We start from the raw sequence: 24,348 nt of genomic DNA, 5'->3' as shown, positions 1-24,348 counted from the left end.
ATCACATTTTCTCCGGACACCGGACTCCAAGAAATACGTATCCCTCATTTGGGCATGCCAAAAGGGGGCTTGCTGTCCGCATCTGGTTGCGTGCGACTCTCAGCCGTATCTCCTCGTAGTCCGGAAATTTACGGTTCCCGGGTAGATACTTCCGGGCCCTATTCCCGGCGTTATACGAGCAAATATCTATCAAACTATCATCGTTCATTTTTGTTATCTCTTATTACATATTTCGTTCCTACTCGACCTTATTCTTACCTGATCGACACATCTAACATTCTAACAATCCCCTACAGCTAATGTCAACTTAAAGACGAACATTTAACATATTGACAAATATAATGTTCGGGAATTGCTTCTTTAGATTCGCTTAGTCATCCATTTCATCCCATAAAAGAAAGCCGGCTCCTCTTCAATCTCTCGAAGACAACCGGCTTCCTGCTTTTTAGTGCGTACACACTTCATCCATTATTATTTTACGACCAGTACTGGAACCTGCGCATGCTGCACCACATTGTGACTGACACTACCCAGAACAAATTCCCGAATTCCACCCAGTCCGCGGCTACCAATAATAATGATATCAGAATCATTTTCTTTGGCAAAATCAAGCAATACTTCCGCAGCCGCTCCTTGAATCAAATCCACATTGGCCGTTACACCCGCAGCCTGAATTCGTTCTTTCGCTTCATCTGTCGTCTGTACTGCCAGATTGTAATAGTCATTATTAAGGGAAGGTGGCAGTGGAGCCAACCCCTCACCGATGAATACACGCGGGAAATCAAAAGCATGAATGACATCCAGCACTGCATTCGGGGACACTTTCGCTAGCTCAATCGCACGATCAAGTGCTTTATTTGAAGCTTTGGAACCATCATAAGCCACTAATATTTTGGAAAATAACATGTGAATCCCGTCCCTTCCTTTATATGTAGAGCACGCGAAGCAAGCTTCGGTCTGACATGTAATAAACTAACAGTTAAATAACAGAACCATGTAACTCCTTAAACGTTCCAGAGCCACAATGAACCATTTATAAGAACGAATTTACATATGAGACCACAGTATGAACGGTTACGCATGTGTTCATTGAATAAAGTAACCGTAGATTACCGCATTCAAGAATAACAACAATGGAATACCAATGGTGAAGCTGGGATGTTTAGTCTTATGCCTTTTCCGATACATTGCGATCCAGACTCCCAAAGCACCGCCTATAAAGGCTAATAAGAATAACGTCCGTTCGGGTGTACGGTCACGACGCTGTTGTGCACGCCTCTTATCATCGGACATCACCAGATAACCAACTACATTAATAAATAAAAACCACAATATAAGTCCGGTTTGCATATAATTCTAGCGATCCCCCTGTCCCGGGACATCTCCCTGTCTCCATTATAGTCCTCATTCGGGACATGTTCAACGCACCGGGTAGGGAACCGGAAATTGGTGTATAAACGCTAACTCACTCTGACCTAGGACTCCTGCTTGGGAATACCGTTCAGACTTGGTACTCTTTTGGCTGCTTTGGCTGGACGAACAGCGATGTTTTCTTCCCGAATGCTATCTTTGTTCTGCTGGTTATGGATCTTTTCGGGTTTGTTATGCGGCATATGGGTATCACCTCCTTGGCTTACGTTGCCTGAAAACGGAGGATCTTATACCGCATCACATGTATGATTAGGGATACGCGCAGCAATCCCTCTCCATAACGTCAGTTATTCGCAACTAGCATTACATGCGTGATGCGATCTGCGCTAACTCAGAGCTTGCTCTACTCTCCCTTTTTCTCCATAGCCGCCTTCAGCAGATCTCCAAGGTTAGAACCAATGGACTCCTGCTTCGCATATTGTTTCACCAGCTTTTGCTGATCGCGTTTGTTCACATGCTGTTTGTCCTTATCCAGCGTTTCTGTAATGCCGCAAGGCAGACATTGAACATATAACCCCGCCTTGCCTTCTTTAATTTCCATCTTTTTGTGGCACTGCGCACAACGACGATTGGAGAGTCTCTTCTCTGCCGAACGACGATACCCGCAGTCCTCGGTAGGACATACAAGAAACTTGCCGCGCTTGCCTTTCTTCTCCAACAACCGTGCGTTACAGTCCGGACAATGGCTATTGGACACATTATGCGGCTTGTACTCTGCTTTGCTGCCTTTTACCGTAGACACCAGCTCTTTTGCCATGGATCGGATACTATCCAGAAACGGCCCCGGTTTCCCTTGCCCACGAGCGATGCGTTCCAGTTCAGCTTCCCAGCGAGCAGTCAGATCCGGTGTACGAAGCTGCGGAGCAGCCAGTTCAATCAACTGTTTTCCTTTGCCAGTCGGGTGCATGCTGTTGCCTTGACGATCTATTGTATCGGAACTGACCAGCTTCTCGATAATATCCGCACGTGTAGCCGGAGTTCCGAGTCCATGCTTTTCCATCTGGGAAAGCAAAGCGGCTTCGGTATACCGTTTGGGCGGCATCGTCCGTCCACTTTTGATATGGCAACGCTGAACCGTCACGGACTGTCCTTGCTGCACATCTGGCAAAAGCGCACGCTCATGGTCTGCTGCATCATCAGCACGGTCATCGTCATCATCGCTGTAATCACCGCCGTATACTTCACGCCATCCACTTTCTTTCACCGTTGTACCTTTAACATGGAAGGAATCATTCCCCAGTTGAACCGTGATCGCAACCGAGTCGTACTTCGCTGCCGGATAGAACAGGCTGATAAAACGACGTACGATCAGATCGTACAGTTTGCGTTCCTCTGGATTCAATTGATTCAGAAGCACCGTCTGCTCCGTGGGGATAATCGCATGGTGATCCGTAACTTTGCTGTCATCCACAATACGTTTGGTGATATTCAGATTTTTGCGCAGCAAAGGACGTGCCAAAGACGCATAAGGTCCAATAGCTACACTGTCCAGCCGTTCTTTCAATGTAGCTGTCATATCGGAAGTCAGGTATCGACTGTCCGTACGTGGGTATGTCACAAGCTTGTGCTGTTCGTACAGACGTTGCAGGACATTTGATGTTTGCTTTGCAGAGAAACCATATTTCCGGTTGGCATCCCGTTGCAGTTCCGTCAGGTCATATGCCAGTGGATGTGGTTCCACTTTCTCGCTTTTCTTCACCTGGGCAATCGTGCCCTTGCGCCCATCTACCCGTTTCTTCAATTCTTGCGTTTCTTGAGGGTCAAAAATTCGTGAATCTCCTCCAGCTGCCCGCCACACAGCCTGAAAACCTCCCAAATCTGCCGTTAACGTCTCATACTCCTGTGAGCGGAAACCGTTAATTTCATTTTCCCTGTCCATAATCATACCTAATGTCGGGGTTTGTACCCGTCCAGCAGACAACTGAGCATTAAAACGAACGGTTAGCGCACGGGTCACGTTAAGTCCGATCATCCAGTCAGCTTCCGCCCGGCAACGTGCAGATTCATAGAGGCGGTCGAACTGACTGCCTGGCTTCAGCGAAGCAAATCCGTCTTTGATCGCCTTATCTGTCTGGGATGAAATCCACAGGCGTTTAAATGGTTTTTTCCACTGAGCCATCTGCATGATCCAACGAGCCAGCAATTCTCCCTCACGTGCCGCATCCGTCGCAATGACCAGTTCGCCTACATCCTGACGTTTCATCAGCTGCTGCACCGCTTTATATTGATGGTTGGTCTCTTTAAGTACTTTCAATTTCGTACGATCTGGCAGAATGGGCAGGTCCTCCAGATTCCATGTTGCATACTTTTTGTCGTAATCCTCCGGTTCAGCTAATCCAACCAGATGTCCAAGCGCCCAGGTAACGATATATTTCGGACCTTCCATATAACTTTTATGTTTATCACGCGCACCCATAACTCTGGCTATTTCGCGTGCTACAGATGGTTTTTCTGCGAGTACCAATGTCTTCACTTCATATCTCTTCCTCTCTGGTAGAACGTTATGTCTCTTTAATCCTATCTTTTCATTATATCATTTCACACTAAAGGTATGCTCTGTCATCTCTACTTCCTAAACTACTCGCATCCTGCAACCTCATGTTTAATCAACATATCGAATTCATGTTATATTTATTTACATTAAAATATGTAATAGTTTTTCTGAGTACATGTAAACAGAAGCATGAATAAGTATTAACACAGTAAAGTATTGATGTATACGTTTTTTTGGATAAATATAAACCTTGTAAGATTACCTAACATAACTATACAATGTGTCAAAAGCATAGAAACAGGATCGCTGCTAACACACATCAATGAGACACAGGAAGGGAGCGTGGATGCATGACTTATCATGGATCTGTATTGAAAAAAAGTGGGGCTTTGTTACTGGCGGGAGCTGCTGTTGCCACAACTTGGGGAGGAACGGTTCCTTCGGCATCAGCCGCAACGGCAACGCCTACGAGTAAAACAACAGTAGCTGCGGTATCCAAAGGAAAAGCGCCTGTTACTCCGGCCGCATTTGTTCAGGCCATGGAAGAAGCGGCTACACTTGCAGGTGTTCCTTTTACCATGGACAAGCTCTCCGGCACAACCGTACAACGTAAAGATGCTGCGATCGCCTTGCAACAATGGCTCGAACTTGATTCGACTTCCGAATCATTCAAGGATGTCCCGGATGAAGCCACTTTCGCAGGTGCTGTTGGTGCATTGAATACCGCAGGGCTAATGAAAGGTTATACCGATTCCCTCTTCCTTCCAAACGCTGTACTTACCGAGAATGACCTCTCCATACTGAAAGACCGCATTTATAACTACATAAAACCGTTTGTGCTGGAGGAAGCAACCATTATGGATCTCCAGGCCGCAATGACGCAAGGAAAACTGACATCAAAAGAGCTAGTTCAGAAATATCTGGACCGCATTGAGAAATACGATGATCAAGGTGTAAGCATCAACGCCGTATTAACCCTGAACCCGGATGCACTCCAAATTGCGGAGCAATTGGACGAAGAACGTGCAGCTCAAGGTTCTCGTGGACCTCTGCATGGCGTTCCGGTTTTGGTGAAAGACAATTTCGATACCAATGACATGCCAACAACCGCAGGCTGTATCTGTCTGAAAGATTCCGTCCCTGTTCACGATGCTGAACAAGTGAAGAAACTCAAAGCAGCTGGCGCCATTATTTTGGGCAAAACAAACCTGCATGAATTCGCATTTGGCATCACGACATCCAGCTCATTGGGTGGACAAACATTGAACCCTTACGCCCTGGACCACTATCCAGGTGGATCAAGCGGTGGAACAGGTGCAGCCATTGCATCTAACTTTGCCGCAGCCGGCATGGGTACAGACACTGGTGGTTCAATCCGAATCCCGTCCAGCTTCAACAGCCTTGTGGGTATCCGTCCAACCATCGGACTGTCCAGCCGTGAAGGCATTATCCCATTGGCTTTGACACAGGATGTAGGCGGACCTATGGCCCGTACGGTGAGTGATGCTGCAATCATGTTGGATGCTACAGCCGGCTATGATAAAAAGGATGTCGCTACAGCTTATGCGGTTGGAAAAATCCCTTCCAGCTATACAGACTTCTTGGATGTAAACGGACTGAAAGGTGCACGCATCGGTGTGGCCACAGAACTCATCCCAAGTACCAAAGCTGAAGAAAAAGCCGTTGCTGACGTGATCAACACCGCTGTGGAAGAACTGAAGACACTGGGCGCTACCGCAGTTCCCATCTCCATCCCGAACTTGACTGAGATCAACAAATACCCAAGTCTCAGCGGATATGAATTCAAGTTCCAACTGAATGACTATCTGGACTCATTGGGCGCAGATGCTCCATATCACAGTCTGTCCGAGATCATCGCTTCCGGAGAGTTCGACAAGTCTCAGGAGCAATCCATGAAGACTCGGGATGCACGTCAAACGTTGGAGACTGCCGAATACAAGGACATCGTCCTGAAACGTACCCAAGTTACACGTGAGTCTCTGCTGAAAGTTATGGCAGACAATAACCTGGATGCCATCATCTATCCTACGTCCACACAAGCCGCTGGTGTTATTGGCGAAGGACAAAACTCTGGTGGTAACAACCGTTTAAGTCCTTTCTCCGGCTTCCCGGCAATCACGGTCCCTGCTGGTTTCACAACCGATGGTTTGCCAGTAGGCATGGAGTTCCTGGGTCGTGCCTTTGATGAAGGTACCTTGATCAAGCTGGCTTACAGCTACGAACAAGGTACACATCACCGCCAAGCGCCTAAGCTTACGCCGTAAAATATTTATAGGATTAAGCAATTCCGGTTAACACAAAAAATAGATGCAATTATATCACTTTTTTGAAACGAGTTAACCCACTAAAGAGACCACCCTCTTCATGACTGCATGAAGTTTGGGTGGTCTCTTTTATATTCTCTATTTATTTTTGTGCTGCATACCGTCGGATGTTACTCATTCCTGAACCTTGTCCGGCACGCCCCATTTCAGCACCAGACCTGCGTACGTCAGACCACCACCAAAGCCAAAGAGAGCTACACTCTGTCCTTCTTTCAATTTCCCTTCATCCACTGCAAGCTGTAAAGCAAGCGGAATAGAAGCAGCAGATGTGTTCCCACGATACTCGACACTGGTTAAAGTACGTTCCAAAGGAACTGGACCACGTTCGCAAACAGCTTCAATCATTCTCATATTGGCACTATGCGGGACAAACCAGTCAATCTGGTCAGGTCTTAATTCAGCTTTCGTTATCAGCTTACCCAATTGCTCTGGAATCGTCCGTACAGCCCACTTATAAATCTCTCGCCCATTCTGAACAAGGCATCCCTCACCCTGTAAAGGCACACCATTCATCTCAGAAGACAAGCCACTCTTATAGAGATGCACCCCGCCTTCTCCATGTGTACCTGATATGGCTGCCATAAAGTCACCTTCAGCACCCGATGATCTCTCCACCAAGAAGGCCCCCGCTCCGTCACCAAACAATACACAAGTCGTGCGGTCTGTGTAATCCGTAATTTTGGATAATGTCTCTGCTCCAATAATCAGTACTTTGCGGTACATTCCACTGGTCACCAGACTGTCGGCTAGCTGTAGTCCGTAGGTAAAACCTGCGCATGCAGCATTTAAATCGAGTACGCCCGTGTGTGGGATCTTAAGATTAGCCTGTACTCTGGATGCCGTACTTGGGAAAGCATATTCAGGTGTACTTGTAGCCACAAGGATCATATCTACGTCTTCTACACTTACTTGGTAACGGCGTATCATATCTTCTACAGCCTTCGTAGCCAGGTCAGATACAAATTGATCTTCAGCTGCAATTCTCCGTTCTCTCATCCCAGTACGCTGTACAATCCATTCGTCACTTGTCTCGACCAATTTCTCCAGATCAGCATTCGTTAATATTCGATCCGGTACATATGTCCCCATTGCCGTGATGGTTGCCTTTGATTGATGATTCATACCGGTAATCACCTCACTTGTTTTTTCTATTATAGCACTAAGTCTTAGTACTTGGTACTAATTTTTTTATAATCTTTACTCAATTTATACTCGGAATCCGCATTACTTTTATCCGAGTGAAGAGATGTTTCTGAACCATTACCCTATTTATGAGCTTTCTATAGACACTTTGTCCTTATATAAGGGTTACATCAGTCGAATTAAAAATTTCAGGCTAAGGTGAACCTTAATAACGGGGACGGGGAATTGACATTTCTGCTAGCTACATTTGAAGAAACGGATACAAAATCATATAAAAAACAGCTTGTCGCAATATCGACAACCTGTTCCATAATTATAATAGTGGGGTTATGAACTTCACTTCCGGGAACCGACTATTCGGTCCGTTCATTAAGATTCCGCCCTTTTCTTTCAGATACATGTCAAAGAAATCCAACATATAGGAATTAATAATGAAATTTGCTCTATCGGGCGCAATCTTTCCTGTAATACCTAGAATTTTGAAAATTGGAGAAATGAACTGCACGTCTGTAAAATTTAAATGCTCCGCATTATCGATATATAGAACTTGTCCCCCTGCGGCAACTGTTTTACGCATCCGATCAAGCTCCAACTTTTTGTCTTTCCTTTCTTGATCCACCCACTCTCTTGTATTACCCATACGCTCAAGTTCAACATCCGTGTAGATTCGGTGATCGATCAACATTTTTAATTTTTCGTATCCACTTTCCGAGTTTATGAACAAAATCGGCTTCCGCAGGCCCTCTTTGTCATGCAGACCATAAAGTCCTCCATCAAGGTCTATCCCAGCTTTTATTCGTGGATCGTAAGAAGCATCATAGGCCGTCGCCCCTCCAATGGAATGACCGAACACTCCGATATGACCCAGATCCACCCTCCCTTTTAGCTGACTTGGAATTTTCCCCGATTGAATCAGTTCGAATTGGTCCAGCGCAAACACCACATCGGCGGTTAACACTTTTCCCAACTCGTCACGTTTTTCTCTTTCTGTTCTGTAATCATGTTCGGGTGAAAACAAATCGCTGGTTGTATTGGTCGTGATTTGACCGTCCGGAAACTCGGTTGCAAATGTATTATAGGTGTGGTCGATCACTGCCACGATATATCCGTGACTCGCCAAATTTTCGGCTTGTGACGTGTGAAAAAACCTGGAGGAACCAAAGCCGGGATTTGCAAGAACCAATGGGTATGAGTCCTGAGCTGAAGAGACTTCAGTCGCTAAGTACGCATGACTGGATACATACTTCAGGTGTTGAAAAGTAAACCCGGGGAGGCAATAATTCTCCGCCATATAAGATAAGATTCGGGGATTAGGGATAAATGGAGTATACTTCCCAGTACCAGCTTCAGCCGGATACCATACCTGAACCATTAATTCTCTCTTGCCTGTCTCTGATTTCCCGAATGTCTCCTCCCGGTTTGGATCGACGAAATGAAAGACTTGTGTGCCTACTTTTAACTTGCCAGTTGGTGCTGGAGGGTCAAAAACCGGAAACACATAGTGGAAACAGACTGTTACGATCAGCCCAATTGCAATAAAAAGGGGACCAAGCACTCTAAGAATTCGGGAGACTGGCCACACGCCTTTCTGTGATCGAACAACTTTTATAAGAGAAAACATGAACATCAGGGGCGTAAATCCGTATAAAAATACAAGCTGAATCCTGTATCCTTCAACAAGAAAATGTATCACTAAAAGAATGATGCCGACTCCGCTTGTCAGGAGCAAAGCAGATCTCCTGATACGTTGATTGAATATAAATGGGATTGCCAACAAAAAAACACTTGAAAAGAACAACAGTATTTCAAAAAGCCTCACGACAACTCCCCCTAAAAATTAATCCCTTCGATGGATAGGATTAATATACAGGAGCAGCAAGATTGATACCTATTGATCTAGATTACAATCGCCTTACACTCTTGTAAGATTGTTATCAAGTATGTATCCAGGTTGCTGGTTAAGTGCACATCTGGATATCTGAGGTGAATTGTGTAATAAAAAAACAGCCCATAAAATCTGAGCTGTTCCTAATTTCATAGATTAAATTATACACAAATAAAAACCACCACCGAATAACATCGGCAGTGGTTCTTTGCTTGGCGGCGTCCTACTCTCCCAGGACCCTGCGGTCCAAGTACCATCGGCGCTAGAGGGCTTAACGGTCGTGTTCGGGATGGGTACGTGTGGAACCCCTCCGCCATCGCCACCAAACGCATAGCTTAGCTTACATTCAGAGATCGTTCTCTGAAAACTAGATTCGAAACGAAACATGCGATTTAGAACTTGCTATTGGATAAGCCCTCGACCGATTAGTACTGGTCAGCTCCATGCATTGCTGCACTTCCACCCCCAGCCTATCTACCTCGTCGTCTTCAAGGGGTCTTACATACTGGGAAATCTCATCTTGAGGGGGGCTTCACGCTTAGATGCTTTCAGCGTTTATCCCGTCCGTACATAGCTACCCAGCGGTGCTCCTGGCGGAACAACTGGTACACCAGCGGTACGTCCATCCCGGTCCTCTCGTACTAAGGACAGCTCCTCTCAAATTTCCTACGCCCACGACAGATAGGGACCGAACTGTCTCACGACGTTCTGAACCCAGCTCGCGTACCGCTTTAATGGGCGAACAGCCCAACCCTTGGGACCTACTTCAGCCCCAGGATGCGATGAGCCGACATCGAGGTGCCAAACCTCCCCGTCGATGTGGACTCTTGGGGGAGATAAGCCTGTTATCCCCAGGGTAGCTTTTATCCGTTGAGCGATGGCCCTTCCATGCGGTACCACCGGATCACTAAGCCCGACTTTCGTCCCTGCTCGACTTGTAGGTCTCGCAGTCAAGCTCCCTTATGCCTTTGCACTCTTCGAATGATTTCCAACCATTCTGAGGGAACCTTTGGGCGCCTCCGTTACTCTTTAGGAGGCGACCGCCCCAGTCAAACTGCCCACCTGACACTGTCCCCGCACCGGATTACGGTACCAGGTTAGAACCTAGATACGATCAGGGTGGTATCCCAACGTTGCCTCCACACAAGCTGGCGCTCATGCTTCAAAGGCTCCCACCTATCCTGTACAGATCGTACCCAAATTCAATATCAAGCTGCAGTAAAGCTCCATGGGGTCTTTCCGTCTTGTCGCGGGTAACCTGCATCTTCACAGGTATTAAAATTTCACCGGATCTCTCGTTGAGACAGCGCCCAAGTCGTTACGCCATTCGTGCGGGTCAGAATTTACCTGACAAGGAATTTCGCTACCTTAGGACCGTTATAGTTACGGCCGCCGTTTACTGGGGCTTCGGTTCACAGCTTCGGGATTACTCCCTAACCACTCCCCTTAACCTTCCAGCACCGGGCAGGCGTCAGCCCGTATACTTCGCCTTACGGCTTCGCACAGACCTGTGTTTTTGCTAAACAGTCGCTTGGGCCTTTTCACTGCGGCCCCCTCGTGCTATTCACACTACCGGGGCACCCCTTCTCCCGAAGTTACGGGGTCATTTTGCCGAGTTCCTTAACGAGAGTTCTTCCGCGCGCCTTAGAATACTCTTCTCGCCTACCTGTGTCGGTTTGCGGTACGGGCACCATCACCTGGCTAGAGGCTTTTCTTGGCAGTGTGAGATCATGACCTTCGCTACTACAATTTTCGCTCCCCATCACAGCTCAGCCTTACAATGTGCGGATTTGCCTACACATCAGCCTCACTGCTTAGACGGACATCCATCAGTCCGCGTCACTACCCTACTGCGTCCCCCCATTGCTCATAACGGCTTACGGTGGTACAGGAATTTCGACCTGTTGTCCTTCGACTACGCCTTTCGGCCTCGCCTTAGGTCCCGACTTACCCTGAGCGGACGAGCCTTCCTCAGGAACCCTTAGGCTTTCGGCGGATCAGATTCTCACTGATCTTTTCGTTACTCATACCGGCATTCTCACTTGTATAATGTCCAGCGCTCCTTACGGTACACCTTCAACCCTTATACAACGCTCCCCTACCCCTGATGCAAAGCATCAAGCCATAGCTTCGGTGGTGTGTTTAGCCCCGTTACATTTTCGGCGCAGAGTCACTCGACCAGTGAGCTATTACGCACTCTTTCAATGGTGGCTGCTTCTAAGCCAACATCCTGGTTGTCTGTGCAACTCCACATCCTTTCCCACTTAACACACACTTGGGGACCTTAGCTGATGGTCTGGGCTGTTTCCCTTTTGACAATGGATCTTAGCACTCACTGTCTGACTCCCGGAAGTAAGTCTATGGCATTCGGAGTTTGACTGAGCTTGGTAACCCTTGCGGGCCCCGCACCCAATCAGTGCTCTACCTCCACGACTCTGTTTTCCGAGGCTAGCCCTAAAGCTATTTCGGGGAGAACCAGCTATCTCCGAGTTCGATTGGAATTTCTCCGCTACCCCCACCTCATCCCCGCATTTTTCAACATGCGTGGGTTCGGGCCTCCAGTGCGTGTTACCGCACCTTCACCCTGGACAGGGGTAGATCACCCGGTTTCGGGTCTACGTCCACGTACTATGTCGCCCTATTCAGACTCGCTTTCGCTGCGGCTCCGGCTCTTCACCTTAACCTTGCACGGGAACGTAACTCGCCGGTTCATTCTACAAAAGGCACGCCATCACCCCTAAAACGGGCTCTGACTTTTTGTAAGCACACGGTTTCAGGTTCTATTTCACTCCCCTTCCGGGGTGCTTTTCACCTTTCCCTCACGGTACTGCTTCACTATCGGTCGCTAGGAAGTATTTAGCCTTGGCAGATGGTCCTGCCGGATTCATACGGGGTTTCACGTGCCCCGCACTACTCGGGATCCGTCTCGGAGGGAACCAACTTTCAACTACAGGGCTTTTACCTTCTTTGGCGGGCCTTTCCAGACCTCTTCGCTTAACCGGTTCCTTTGTAACTCCATGTGAGACGTCCCACAACCCCAAAGAGCAAGCTCTCTGGTTTGGGCTTCTCCGCGTTCGCTCGCCGCTACTGACGGAATCACTATTGTTTTCTCTTCCTCAGGGTACTTAGATGTTTCAGTTCCCCTGGTATGCCTCTACATAACCTATGTATTCAGTTATGAGTAACTGGAAATTACCCCAGCTGGGTTTCCCCATTCGGACACCCCCGGATCAAAGCTTGCTTACAGCTCCCCGAGGCAGTTTCGTTGTTCGCCACGTCCTTCATCGGCTCCTAGCGCCTAGGCATCCTCCGTGTGCTCTTAGTAGCTTAACCATTTTGTTCCGGTTTTGACTGCTCGCTTCCCTTGTTTTGCTTGCGCAAAGCCAAAAGTCGCTCTCACCCGATACCATCACAAAAGCAATTTGACTACCGTTTTTATTGAAACTTGTTTAACACAAGTTCAGCTAAAAAGGAATGTTCTAATTCGCGTTTGTTTCGTTTCGATATCTAGTTTTCAAAGAACAAGCTCCATGCAAAAGCAAGCTGTTTGAGAGTTTGAGCTCTCAAAACTGAGCAACGAGTGAGTGTTTTGCAGCTAAGCTGCGTATTTGAATGTTTCCACTCGGGAAACGATTCTCCATAGAAAGGAGGTGATCCAGCCGCACCTTCCGATACGGCTACCTTGTTACGACTTCACCCCAATCATCTATCCCACCTTCGGCGGCTGGCTCCTTGCGGTTACCCCACCGACTTCGGGTGTTATAAACTCTCGTGGTGTGACGGGCGGTGTGTACAAGACCCGGGAACGTATTCACCGCGGCATGCTGATCCGCGATTACTAGCAATTCCGACTTCATGCAGGCGAGTTGCAGCCTGCAATCCGAACTGAGACCGGCTTTGTTGGGATTGGCTCCATCTCGCGATTTCGCAGCCCGTTGTACCGGCCATTGTAGTACGTGTGTAGCCCAGGTCATAAGGGGCATGATGATTTGACGTCATCCCCACCTTCCTCCGGTTTGTCACCGGCAGTCTATCTAGAGTGCCCACCCGAAGTGCTGGCAACTAAATATAAGGGTTGCGCTCGTTGCGGGACTTAACCCAACATCTCACGACACGAGCTGACGACAACCATGCACCACCTGTCTTGAATGTTCCGAAGAAAAGGTACATCTCTGCACCGGTCATTCAGATGTCAAGACCTGGTAAGGTTCTTCGCGTTGCTTCGAATTAAACCACATACTCCACTGCTTGTGCGGGTCCCCGTCAATTCCTTTGAGTTTCAGTCTTGCGACCGTACTCCCCAGGCGGAGTGCTTAATGTGTTAACTTCGGCACCAAGGGTATCGAAACCCCTAACACCTAGCACTCATCGTTTACGGCGTGGACTACCAGGGTATCTAATCCTGTTTGCTCCCCACGCTTTCGCGCCTCAGCGTCAGTTACAGCCCAGAGAGTCGCCTTCGCCACTGGTGTTCCTCCACATATCTACGCATTTCACCGCTACACGTGGAATTCCACTCTCCTCTTCTGCACTCAAGTCACCCAGTTTCCAGTGCGATCCGGGGTTGAGCCCCGGGATTAAACACCAGACTTAAATGACCGCCTGCGCGCGCTTTACGCCCAATAATTCCGGACAACGCTTGCCCCCTACGTATTACCGCGGCTGCTGGCACGTAGTTAGCCGGGGCTTTCTTCTCAGGTACCGTCACCTTGAGAGCAGTTACTCTCCCAAGCGTTCTTCCCTGGCAACAGAGCTTTACGATCCGAAAACCTTCATCACTCACGCGGCATTGCTCCGTCAGGCTTTCGCCCATTGCGGAAGATTCCCTACTGCTGCCTCCCGTAGGAGTCTGGGCCGTGTCTCAGTCCCAGTGTGGCCGATCACCCTCTCAGGTCGGCTACGCATCGTCGCCTTGGTGAGCCGTTACCCCACCAACTAGCTAATGCGCCGCAGGCCCATCCCCAAGTGACAGATTGCTCCGTCTTTCCAGTTTCCTTCAGGCGAAGAAAACAATTATTCGGTATTAGCTACCGTTTCCGGTAGTTGTCCCAAACTTGAGGGCAGGTTGCCTACGTGTTACTCACCCGTCCGCCGCTAACTATCAGAGAAGCAAGCTTCTCTTCAAGTCCGCTCGACTTGCATGTATTAGGCATGCCGCCAGCGTTCGTCCTGAGCCAGGATCAAACTCTCCAATAAAGTATTGAAAAGAGCGATAAGCTCATTTTGAATCTGACGAGATTAAAAATCTCATTTGTGCTCCAGTCGATTCAAGCCAGGGCTTGTCTCAAACTTTTGCGTTCATTCTGCAAGCAGAATGTTTACTCACTCGTTGTTCAGTTTTCAAAGATCAAACTTATTTTGTTACCGAATGTCGTTCTCTTCAGCAACTCTTATATAATATCACATCCAAACCAACTTTGCAAGCTCTTTTTTCAAGTTTCTTTCGAAGCTTATTTCATTCGCTTGCCGCACCGTGTATCTCGTGTTTTTTGGCCGGAAATAGAATATACCATGTACAGTTATGGAACGCAAGTCTTTTTTAGATAAACATTAAATTCTAATAAAATGAGTACCCTGTAGACCTTTTAACAAGTATCGCCCTATAGTCTGCTAAATGATACATCTGCTCACTAGCTTTAATGAACCGGAGTAATTAAGTTACATAAGCAAATGGTTTCCCGTATGAACCCTAATCCAATTATAGAGATAGTCATGTTGTATACAGTACAGACTCAACACGCTATAGAACTTATAAACCGATGATTTCATTGGATAAACAACCAGCAGAGCATAGAGCATTATATCGTTCCTTCTATTATAGAAGGTAAACATTTTTGAGATTCATTTTGCTCAAGAAGGAAAACAAAAAAAAGCGAAAGCTCCGGGTTTGAATCCCGTGGCTTCCGCTTCCTTTCATTTTATAAGATAAAAACTTATCTCCGTACTCTTCATAAAACTAAATTAAGTTTACTCCCCGCCAATAAATACGTATCGGCAGATTACAATGAGCGCCAAGATCCACATGAGCCAGTGAATTTTCACTTTGCGTTCTGTAACCAAGTTACTGAATACCGCCAGAATCACATAAGATACGATACCTGCCGAGATTCCGTTCGCGATTCCGCCTGTGAAAGGCATCAATACAATGGTAAGGAACGCAGGGAAAGCTTGCAGGAAATCATCCCACTCAATGCTGCGCACTTGACTCATCATAAGCACACCCACGATGATCAATGCCGGAGCCGTCGCAGCGGATGGAACAACAAGCGCAAGCGGTGCGATAAACAGGGCCAAAATGAACAACAAACCTGTCGTTACCGAGGTAAGTCCTGTACGTCCCCCCGCCTCAACGCCTGAAGCACTTTCAACGTATGCTGTAATAGTACTTGTACCCAGTGCAGCACCTGCGCTGACACCAACTGCATCGACGAGCATCGCTTTACCGATTGCTTTCTCGCCTTTTTTCTTATCCTTCATAATCCCCATACGTGTTGCAGTACCTACCATCGTACCAAACGTGTCGAACAATTCAACGAAGGTAAAGATGAAGATGATCTCGAACAATCCGAGACTGATGGCACCTTTCAAATCCAGCTGTCCAACCGCCAGATCACTGAAATTAGGCAACCAGCTTGCGCCTGAAAGGCCACTCAGATTCGTAACGCCCATCGGAATACCAATCAGCGTTGTTGCTACGATCCCGATCAGCAGAGCGCCTTTGACGCGCATAACCATCAGTATAGCAATAAGGAGCAAACCAATCAGAGCCAGCAATGCATCGTGATGTGTTATAAAGTTACCCAATGACAGGTTAAAACTGCTACCTGGAATCGGCTGACTCAGATCTGCGTCTGGTGCAACATTAACTGTTACAGCCACGAGATTAGCAAGTTTGAAACCAATAATGGTAATAAAGAGACCGATACCAACCGTAATGGCCATTTTGATCGACTGCGGAACTGCAACAAGCAGCATTTGCCGAATTTTTGTCACGGTCAAAATAATGAACACGATACCGGAAAGGAATACCGCTCCGAGAGCAGCCTGCCAAGTAATCGCTCCATTCGAACTTAGAACGACAGTCATGAAGTACGCATTCAATCCCATACCTGGTGCAAGTGCGATCGGAATATTCACGAACAATCCCATAATAATAGTCATTAATCCAGCGCCGACGGCTGTCGCAAAGAATACTGCATTATCCGACATCCCCGCACCGGCTTGTCCCAAGAACAACGTATTTACAAAAAGAATGTAAGCCATTGTCATAAACGTAGTGAGACCCGCAACAATCTCCGTTCTAACGTTTGTTCCGTTTTCTTTTAATTTAAAGAAACGATCCATAATTACTAACTCCCCCTTAGAGATGTTGAAGCCATATTGAAAAACGACAAATGACCCTGATGAAGATTCTTCACCCAGGGTTCAGCTGACAAGGAGTGGCACGATGCCTTTACTAAGAACAAAAAAAATTCTAATGTGCGTGATGTCCCCGCAATCATGTAGAATTCATCTGCTTAGCCTTCTCCTCTTCGTAGCCAGATCATTAGGGTGATCTCGTAGAGACTCCCGGGCCAATCCCCAGGATTATACGAATAAGTATGCGCTATTTGTTTGTTTCCCATCACTATTTTAGGAGGGCAGTATGTTTTTGTCAATGAGAAAAACGAATATTAATATCACCCTTATAGAATATCGTTCGTATTATTTAACAGATTGAACCAGTTCAGCGGTTTACAACCCAATTGAATACGCTTTTTTCGGTGTAATCTCAATGGGATATGTCCATTCTTTCAGACTGAAAGTTCCGCAGGATAACATAAAAAGCTAGCCTGATCAGAGGGCGAGAAGCACTCTAATCAGGCTAGCTTATGTTTCTGATGTGTTTTAGCAATCAGGTGAATGATGCTATAGGAATAATAACGATGTCTCGTATTCCGAAGAGTAAAACTCATTAGGTATATGGAGCAATTTGCGACATGTTCCAGAGCATTTTTTTACCGGATCAGTCCTATGTTAACTATATCTCTGTCTGCGGAGCATCACCCTGTAGCTCTTGTTGTTCCTGATTCGTGTTTGTTGTTAAGTCAGAGGATAACTCCTGATTTCTGGTCTGATCGGAAGAAGCATCCGCTGCCTCTAAGTTCACAAATGGTAATTCTCCCGAACCGGAGGCAAGGTCTTGCATTTCTGAACCGTATCCTGCCAGCATCACCATCAGAAACGCACTTCCAATGCCCATTTTCCATTTGCTCATATAGTCGGTTTTACGCATACATTCAATCTCCTTTCAGTAGCCATATAGCTCTTAGTATATACCTATTGTACAGGCCCGACCTGAAAGGATCATGAAGTGAACTTTAAAATGGGATGAAATTCGAGAGTTTATTACTAGGAAAACAGTCCCCTGATAAAAGTTTAATCATAATATATGCAATAAAAAACTCCCTTCTATCTGCGATAGGCCGCAGATAAAAGAGAGCTTTTTAAAAAATATTGTTTGGGTGTATACCCTACTCCCACTCGATCGTTGCAGGTGGTTTGGAAGTTACGTCATAGACGATACGGTTTACATTATCAACTTCGTTAACGATCCGTACGGAGATTTTCTCCAGCACATCCCAAGGGATACGTGCCCAGTCCGCAGTCATACCGTCGATGGACGTTACGGCACGAATACCTACAGTGTAGGAATACGTACGCGCATCACCCATAACGCCAACACTCTTCATGTTCGGCAGGGCTGTGAAGTACTGCCAGATTTCGCGGTCGAGACCGGCTTTGGCAATCTCTTCACGCAGAATGTAGTCTGAATCACGAACAATTTTAAGTTTCTCTTCGGTAACCTCACCAAGAACACGGATCGCAAGACCCGGGCCTGGGAAAGGCTGACGCCATACGATAGCTTCAGGCAGACCGCACTCTTCGCCGACTTTACGCACTTCGTCTTTGAACAGAGCACTCAGTGGCTCAATCAGTTTGAAGTTCATGTCCTCAGGCAGACCGCCCACGTTGTGGTGGGATTTGATGGTCTGTGCAGTTGCTGTACCACTTTCCACGATATCTGTGTACAGTGTACCTTGCGCCAGGAATTCAAAATCATCAAATTGCTTGGATTCTTCATCAAATACGTAAATAAACTCGTTACCGATGATTTTACGTTTTTGTTCCGGATCATCGACGCCTACCAGTTTGGACAGGAAGCGTTCCTGTGCATCAATTTTGACAACTTTCATGTCGAATTTGCCGACAAATGTCTCCATTACACTTTCTGCTTCGCCTTTGCGCAGCAGACCATGGTCGATAAACATACATGTCAGTTGGTCGCCAATGGCTTTGTGTAGCAGTGCAGCAACAACAGAAGAATCCACGCCACCGCTCAGTGCACACAGAACTTTACCGTCGCCCACTTTTTCACGAATATCTTTGATCGTATCTTCAATGAATGTCTCCATGCTCCAGTTGCCTTCGCAACCACAGATTTCGAACAGGAAGTTACGAATCATATCGTTACCACGAACAGAGTGACGTACTTCCGGGTGGAACTGAACAGCATATAATTTGCGCTCGTCGTTACTCATTGCAGCGATTGGCGCACTTTCCGTGCCTGCATCCAGTTTGAAACCCGGAGGGAGTGTAACCACGTGGTCACCGTGACTCATCCATACTGTGTGCTCACCGTCGATACCTTGTGCAAGAGCAGCACCTGCTGCGAACTCGATGTCGGCTTTACCGTACTCACGCTTCTCGGAGCGTTCTACTTTACCTTCAAGCTGCTGGGCCATAAGTTGCATCCCGTAACAGATTCCGAAGATGGGAAGTCCAAGATCATAGATAGCCGGGTCCACATGTGGTGCATTTTCTGCGTACACACTGGATGGTCCGCCAGAGAAAATGATTCCTCGTGGTGACATTTCTGCGATCTTCTCTGCCGGTGTGTTATACGGCAAAAGCTCGCTGTATACGCCGAGATCCCGAATTCTTCTGGCGATTAACTGGTTGTATTGGCCCCCAAAGTCAAGGACAACCACAATTTCATTTGGTTTATTCATTACCGTGCCTCCCTCAATTCAATGAAACTAATTATACGCAACGACAAAACATACCGTCAAGGAAAGGCGAAACTCCTTTTTTCGACATATCAAAACAGGATTACCAATTGCCTCTAAATATGAATTTTCGATTAGAAAAGCTTGGCAGCAAGATGCTGGTTCAAGTGTATGATCGTGGAAAGACGCCTCGTTCGCAGCGAAGCGCGAAAGGCGTCTTATGTATGGCATGCAGCGATGAACCAAACGCTGCATTTAAATAACAATGCGCCAGCCAATGGCGATCTTCATCTGCCCACAAGTGGCCAAGCTCTATTGGAAAGCGATAGCGATTGTATGGCAGCTGCTTCGCATCTTTGGTGTAACGTTGTAACATCCTTGTGTTACAACGCCTGCAGCCGCCGGGCCAGACGAAGTGCCCGGCGCAGGAAGTCCAGACTGTCCGCGCGCAGCGGACGGTCTGGGCCGTACAGCAGCCGTTCCCAGTCGGCTGCAAACCGCGCGATGTCCGCGCCGTCCGCGCCTGCGGCCAAAGCCGGTGACGCTGCATATTCACGCAGCGTCATCCCCGGCGGCCGCGGGCCGTACCGGCGCGCGAGCGCGGACCAGACCGGAGCGGCGGCGCGCAGCAGCCGCTCGCGGTCTGGAAAGCTGCTGCGTGGCCACGCCAGCAGCAGCCCTAACCGCAGCGCGGGGCGTAGCCGCCGCATGCGGACCAGAGCAGCGGCGCCCAGCAGGGCCGCTGCCACAAGGGCTGCCGCGAGCCATGGCTCCGCGGCAATGGCCCGTGCGCGGGCGAGCAGCCATGCGCCCGCGTTAGCCAATCCGCCGCTCATATACGGCGGAGTCTCCGCGCCAGGCTGCGGCCCGGCGAGTGCTGCAGCATCTTCGCCCGCGCCTTGCGCCATGGTGAAGCCAGGCGTGGCCTCAAACGGCATCCAGCCTGCACCCGGAAAATACACCTCTACCCAGGAATGTGCATCTCCCTGTGAAATCACATACTGACTGGGCACATCCGGGTCAGCAACTCCGGGGCCAAAGCCTTTAACCCAGCGTGCGGGGATACCTTCCGAACGAAGTAACACAATCATAGCTGTGGAGAAATGATTGCAATACCCCTGCCGGGTGACGAATAGAAAATCGTCCACAAAATCTGTTCCCCGCGGTGGCATACGGGTATCCAACGTATACTCGGCATGAGCAGCCAGATAAGTCTTTACAGCTTGCACAGCGTCATACCGGGTCTCACTGCCTTGAATGATTTCCTTGGCGAGCGTCTGCACTCGACCGGGGAGTGATGTAGGCAATTGCAGATAGTCCCTCCGAATGGCTGCCGGATCTTTCCCTTTATTCGTTTCCCCAAGCAGACGTAACTGTTCAGGTGTTGCGACAGGAACCATGACGTCTGCCGAATAATTTTTAACTATCTTATCGTCCCCTGAGCTCGCGAGCCACAATGTTGCCGAATTGCGATTAGACAGCAAAGAAAACATGTTTTCCTGATTATCCTTGTTCTTATCCTGGAACGATACGTTGACCGGTATGCCCCCGGTAAAGAGTGGATTTGGCCCTTTCCACTCTCGCTGCATCGTAACGGTTTGGCGAATGCGATTCCAATAGGTTGGATTCTCCCAACCATCAGCACGCAGCATTCCGGATGGACTTGCTGTTTCAAAGCTTTGACCCGGATCACTCCAAGTACTACCGTTATAATATGAACGGGTCTCCCCTCGCCAATACGTCACTTTTGGACTCTTCGCTATAAAAAAGATGGAATTCCCCTGCACCAACGGTGCTCCCATAGGCGCGTCAGCTGTGCTATATCCCGTGACTGCCGTTGCAGCAGGGATACTACTGTGCTGTGTATAACCTGCCCATCGAGCTATACGTTCACCCATCTGTTCCAGAGATATGCGTTCCGGTTGAGGAATGGAAGCAAACTGGCCAGGTAACGCGGAGAGAAGCACCATAGCTGCGGAAACAACGATAGTTACTGCACTCCAACGGCCATAGGGGCTGCCGTGATAACTCGGAGTCGTGACTCCTCCATTGAGACGTAGTAGCTGAAGCAGAGCCTGAATAAGAAAAGTCCATAGGACAGACCGTATTACAGAAGCATACACATCCAGCCCCGCAAAGGATTCAAGCAGAAGCAAATAGAGCAGCGTCGCACTGCCAAACAGCATAACGCTTCGACGTAACAATACGAGGGATTGCACAGAAGCCATGAGCATGCTCCAGCCGCACATCATGAACAAACCTCTCGTTTCTGTACTAATCGAGTGGAATCGCCATTTATTTATAAAAGTGTCCATATCCGCTGAAAATATTCCCGGATAAGCAGCCGCCCAACGAACAGGATCACTTCCTCCGTACATCAGACATAAAGCAGCGAGTGCAATGAATAATCGGATCAGTACCCCAGTGATCCATCCTGTACGAATTAGCCCTACGAGCAACAATGCTCCCGTTAATCCCGCCATTACGGACAAGAACCGTTCACTGCCCTGCTGATCTGATGATGTAACAGGATATATCCACTCCAGAGACAGTATAAGTAAAATGGCCGAAATAAAAATTTTGTACAGGACAGGTACGCTAACATATCCCTCATCCTTTATATCCGTCACAGAATTCTGGTTCACAGCTTTATATACAGAATAGGCCGATTCTATTCTCGTACGGGCCGTTGACTCTAAGTCGGCCACAGTGGAATTTGGTTGCTGGTTACGATTACGCTCCCACATCCGTTACCTCCACCTTTCCCAATGAAGATAACGCAACGTCTGTAACCGCGTGGATCGGCACCCCGCTGTGACGAAGCCGCTCCAAACTTAAGCTGTCATATCCCAATCCATTCATCAATCTATCCGTTGATCCTAATTGGTCCTGATTCGCTTCAGTCAATTGCACCTCGACACGATAACCCGACCCGATTGCAGTTATGATCCATTCGGCCAGAACCGGATCCATCTTGCCTGTGAGAACCACAATTCGCGACCCGCTCGCCAGTCCATCCAGCATCTCCGTTCGAAGCGAAACAGAGGTTGATTGTGCTTTGGATATTCGCGCTCCCGCTAACTTGTCCAGTCCATGATTCTCATCATCTGCATGGAACGGCCCATGTTGCCATTGATCTTGTGCATCATAACTCTTATCGCCGCCTTCCATCCACAGATGATAAGGAATGTCATCCTGCTCAGCGGTATGAATCCAGCGGGCAGCTGTACGAACCACTCGTTCAAAAGCAGGTGCATCCATGTTCTCCCGCTGTTTTACGTCATAACCCGACGCGCCTTCATACACAAGGATGCCGAGTGAAGCTAGATCCGTGGTATCAGGCAGAAAGGTCTGAAGTTTTCCCGTTTTGGCTGTACTTTTCCAATGAACTCGTCCCAGTGGGTCACCCTGCTGATATTCACGAAACTCAGGGCTACGGTTTCCCTGACTATTTCTTCGCTCCGAAAAAGTCCCTTCGATCATCGCTGCGAATTCTACCGAATCACCCTTCCCCCAAGCCGTTGCTTGAGGAACAACGATCAGGGGGGTACCTCCTGCGATCTCTGCGGAGAGGGTATTCCAGCCAAACATATCCCCCCAGTACAATCTGCCCGTATCCCATCTGTAGACTCCTCTGCGTAACCCAGAACATTCATATTGATAGGAAAATTGTCGCCGTGTTCCCGGGAAAATCAATTTGCGATGAACACCTGCAGGTGTGTTCTCACACAGAACGATCCATAACAATGGAATACGGCAATTGAATTCCAGTTCGACCAGAACCCGTACATGCTCGCCTGCCTCAATCCGGTTCGTGTGTATTTTCCGACGGATGTGAATACGCCGTGGTCTGAACCAATGGAGAAGCAGACCTCCTGTGAACATCAAGAAAGTTATAACGGATAGAAACAACGCCACTTTGCCCCCATGCCACTGATACAAGGAAGCAAAAGCCACCACCAAGACAGCACTCACAATCCGTTGTCCCAGCGCAGTCATTGTCTCCGTCCCCTTCCCTGTGATGCCATTTGTACAGGTACCGGAACCGATGACAATGCTTCTTCAATGACTTGTACTTGCCCCCAAACCTCCGCTCTGTTCTGGGGCTTCAATTGAATACGATGGGAAAGGACAGGCACAGCCACCTCTTTCACATCATCCGGTATGACATAACTGCGTCCCTGAAGGTAGGCAAATGACTGCGCAGCAGCCATCCAGGCCAGTGTTCCGCGAGGACTGATGCCCAGTCTTACCGCCGGAAGGCTGCGAGAAGCCACAGCAACGGCCACCAGATACTGTTTGACAACAGGATCAACATGTACCTGTTTGACTTCACGCTGCATGGCTACAACCTCTTCAGCAAGCAGGACAGGACGAAGTTCTTCAAGTACTTCCCTGCTTTGCATGCGGGTTAACAATTCCAGTTCCTGCTCTGGATCTGGATACCCCAGTCCAATCCTCATGATAAATCGATCCAGTTGTGCTTCAGGCAGACGGTACGTACCCTCGAATTGCAACGGATTCTGTGTCGCCAGCAGAAAGAAGGGGCGTGGCAAGGCGTAGGTTGTGCCATCGACCGTAATACGTCGTTCCTCCATTGCCTCCAGAAGGGCAGACTGAGTGCGGGGTGAGGCTCGATTTATTTCATCGGCCAGGACGATGTTGGACATGACAGGTCCGGGCCGAAACTTGAATTCAGCTGTATGCGGTTGATAGATTGAGGTGCCCGTAACATCTGCCGGCATGACATCAGACGTGAATTGAATCCGGCCCATGGAGCAATCCAGCGCAGAAGCAACAGCACGAACCAGCATCGTTTTCCCCGTACCGGGCACATCTTCCAGAAGCACATGACCTCCACTGAGCATTGCAGTGAGGACATAACGAATCTCTTGTTTTTTGCCAATAATCACACTTTCTACTCGCTTGATGACCCTGTTTAGCAATTCGACTGCGTGTTCATGTTCCATTCGAATATAAGACATTTCTCCTGATCTCCTT

At 48.1% G+C, this 24,348-nt stretch carries 13 protein-coding genes, 3 rRNA genes and 2 riboswitches; of the genes, 1 reads left to right on the top strand and 15 read right to left on the bottom strand.

Annotated features, from left to right (window positions below; genetic code table 11):
* Window positions 1-96: 96 nt before the first annotated feature.
* A riboswitch (purine riboswitch) is annotated at window positions 97-198 on the bottom strand.
* Window positions 199-471: 273 nt separating this feature from the next.
* From NST33_RS03670 to NST33_RS03655, 4 genes are all read right to left on the bottom strand, one after another.
* The gene (locus NST33_RS03670) at window positions 472-906 is read right to left on the bottom strand and encodes a universal stress protein (protein WP_076215141.1); all 435 of its coding nucleotides are present in this window, start codon (window positions 904-906) and stop codon (window positions 472-474) included.
* Between the two features lie 180 nt (window positions 907-1,086).
* Window positions 1,087-1,350 (bottom strand): DUF1294 domain-containing protein, encoded by a 264-nt coding sequence (locus NST33_RS03665; RefSeq protein ID WP_017690702.1) that lies wholly within the window; start codon window positions 1,348-1,350, stop codon window positions 1,087-1,089.
* A 125-nt stretch (window positions 1,351-1,475) separates the two neighbouring features.
* Window positions 1,476-1,613 carry a hypothetical protein gene (locus NST33_RS03660; RefSeq protein WP_186327993.1) on the bottom strand — a complete coding sequence of 46 codons (138 nt, stop codon included), beginning with the start codon at window positions 1,611-1,613 and terminating at the stop codon, window positions 1,476-1,478.
* A gap of 161 nt (window positions 1,614-1,774) precedes the next feature.
* The gene (locus tag NST33_RS03655) at window positions 1,775-3,904 is read right to left on the bottom strand and encodes a DNA topoisomerase III (protein WP_221818706.1); all 2,130 of its coding nucleotides are present in this window, start codon (window positions 3,902-3,904) and stop codon (window positions 1,775-1,777) included.
* Window positions 3,905-4,275: 371 nt separating this feature from the next.
* Between NST33_RS03655 and NST33_RS03650 the strand changes: the two genes are divergently transcribed.
* Window positions 4,276-6,210, top strand: coding sequence for an amidase family protein (locus NST33_RS03650; protein WP_339306788.1), 1,935 nt, complete (start codon window positions 4,276-4,278; stop codon window positions 6,208-6,210).
* 174 nt (window positions 6,211-6,384) lie between these two features.
* Here the strand turns inward: NST33_RS03650 and NST33_RS03645 are convergent, their stop codons facing one another.
* The 11 genes from NST33_RS03645 to NST33_RS03595 form a co-directional block, all read right to left on the bottom strand.
* Window positions 6,385-7,392 (bottom strand): ketoacyl-ACP synthase III, encoded by a 1,008-nt coding sequence (locus NST33_RS03645; protein ID WP_339306786.1) that lies wholly within the window; start codon window positions 7,390-7,392, stop codon window positions 6,385-6,387.
* Between the two features lie 334 nt (window positions 7,393-7,726).
* A complete protein-coding gene (locus tag NST33_RS03640; RefSeq protein ID WP_339306784.1) occupies window positions 7,727-9,232 on the bottom strand; it encodes a dienelactone hydrolase in 1,506 nt (501 codons plus the stop codon).
* Between the two features lie 276 nt (window positions 9,233-9,508).
* A 5S ribosomal RNA gene (rrf, locus tag NST33_RS03635) occupies window positions 9,509-9,625 on the bottom strand.
* Window positions 9,626-9,703: 78 nt separating this feature from the next.
* Window positions 9,704-12,631: ribosomal RNA gene (locus NST33_RS03630) — 23S ribosomal RNA — on the bottom strand.
* A gap of 310 nt (window positions 12,632-12,941) precedes the next feature.
* Window positions 12,942-14,494: ribosomal RNA gene (locus tag NST33_RS03625) — 16S ribosomal RNA — on the bottom strand.
* The 16S, 23S and 5S rRNA genes sit together here, the layout of an rRNA operon.
* Before the next feature lie 771 nt (window positions 14,495-15,265).
* Window positions 15,266-16,642, bottom strand: coding sequence for an NCS2 family permease (locus NST33_RS03620; RefSeq protein ID WP_339306782.1), 1,377 nt, complete (start codon window positions 16,640-16,642; stop codon window positions 15,266-15,268).
* Window positions 16,643-16,813: 171 nt separating this feature from the next.
* Window positions 16,814-16,913, bottom strand: a riboswitch (purine riboswitch).
* Between the two features lie 405 nt (window positions 16,914-17,318).
* A complete protein-coding gene (locus NST33_RS03615) occupies window positions 17,319-17,573 on the bottom strand; it encodes a hypothetical protein (RefSeq protein WP_339306781.1) in 255 nt (84 codons plus the stop codon).
* A gap of 238 nt (window positions 17,574-17,811) precedes the next feature.
* Window positions 17,812-19,350: a glutamine-hydrolyzing GMP synthase gene (guaA, locus tag NST33_RS03610; protein ID WP_221825786.1), complete on the bottom strand. Its 1,539-nt coding sequence runs from the start codon at window positions 19,348-19,350 to the stop codon at window positions 17,812-17,814.
* 380 nt (window positions 19,351-19,730) lie between these two features.
* The gene (locus NST33_RS03605; protein WP_339306778.1) at window positions 19,731-22,094 is read right to left on the bottom strand and encodes a transglutaminase domain-containing protein; all 2,364 of its coding nucleotides are present in this window, start codon (window positions 22,092-22,094) and stop codon (window positions 19,731-19,733) included.
* Window positions 22,081-23,346, bottom strand: coding sequence for a DUF58 domain-containing protein (locus NST33_RS03600; RefSeq protein WP_339306776.1), 1,266 nt, complete (start codon window positions 23,344-23,346; stop codon window positions 22,081-22,083). Before NST33_RS03600 ends, NST33_RS03605 begins: the two co-directional genes overlap by 14 nt.
* On the bottom strand, window positions 23,343-24,332 hold the full coding sequence (locus NST33_RS03595) for a MoxR family ATPase (RefSeq protein WP_339306774.1): 990 nt from the start codon (window positions 24,330-24,332) through the stop codon (window positions 23,343-23,345). Before NST33_RS03595 ends, NST33_RS03600 begins: the two co-directional genes overlap by 4 nt.
* Window positions 24,333-24,348 lie beyond the last annotated feature (16 nt).

Source organism: Paenibacillus sp. FSL L8-0435, assembly GCF_037965655.1.
In the GTDB taxonomy this organism is placed as follows: domain Bacteria; phylum Bacillota; class Bacilli; order Paenibacillales; family Paenibacillaceae; genus Paenibacillus.
This window is presented reverse-complemented; position numbering and strand designations above follow the sequence as displayed.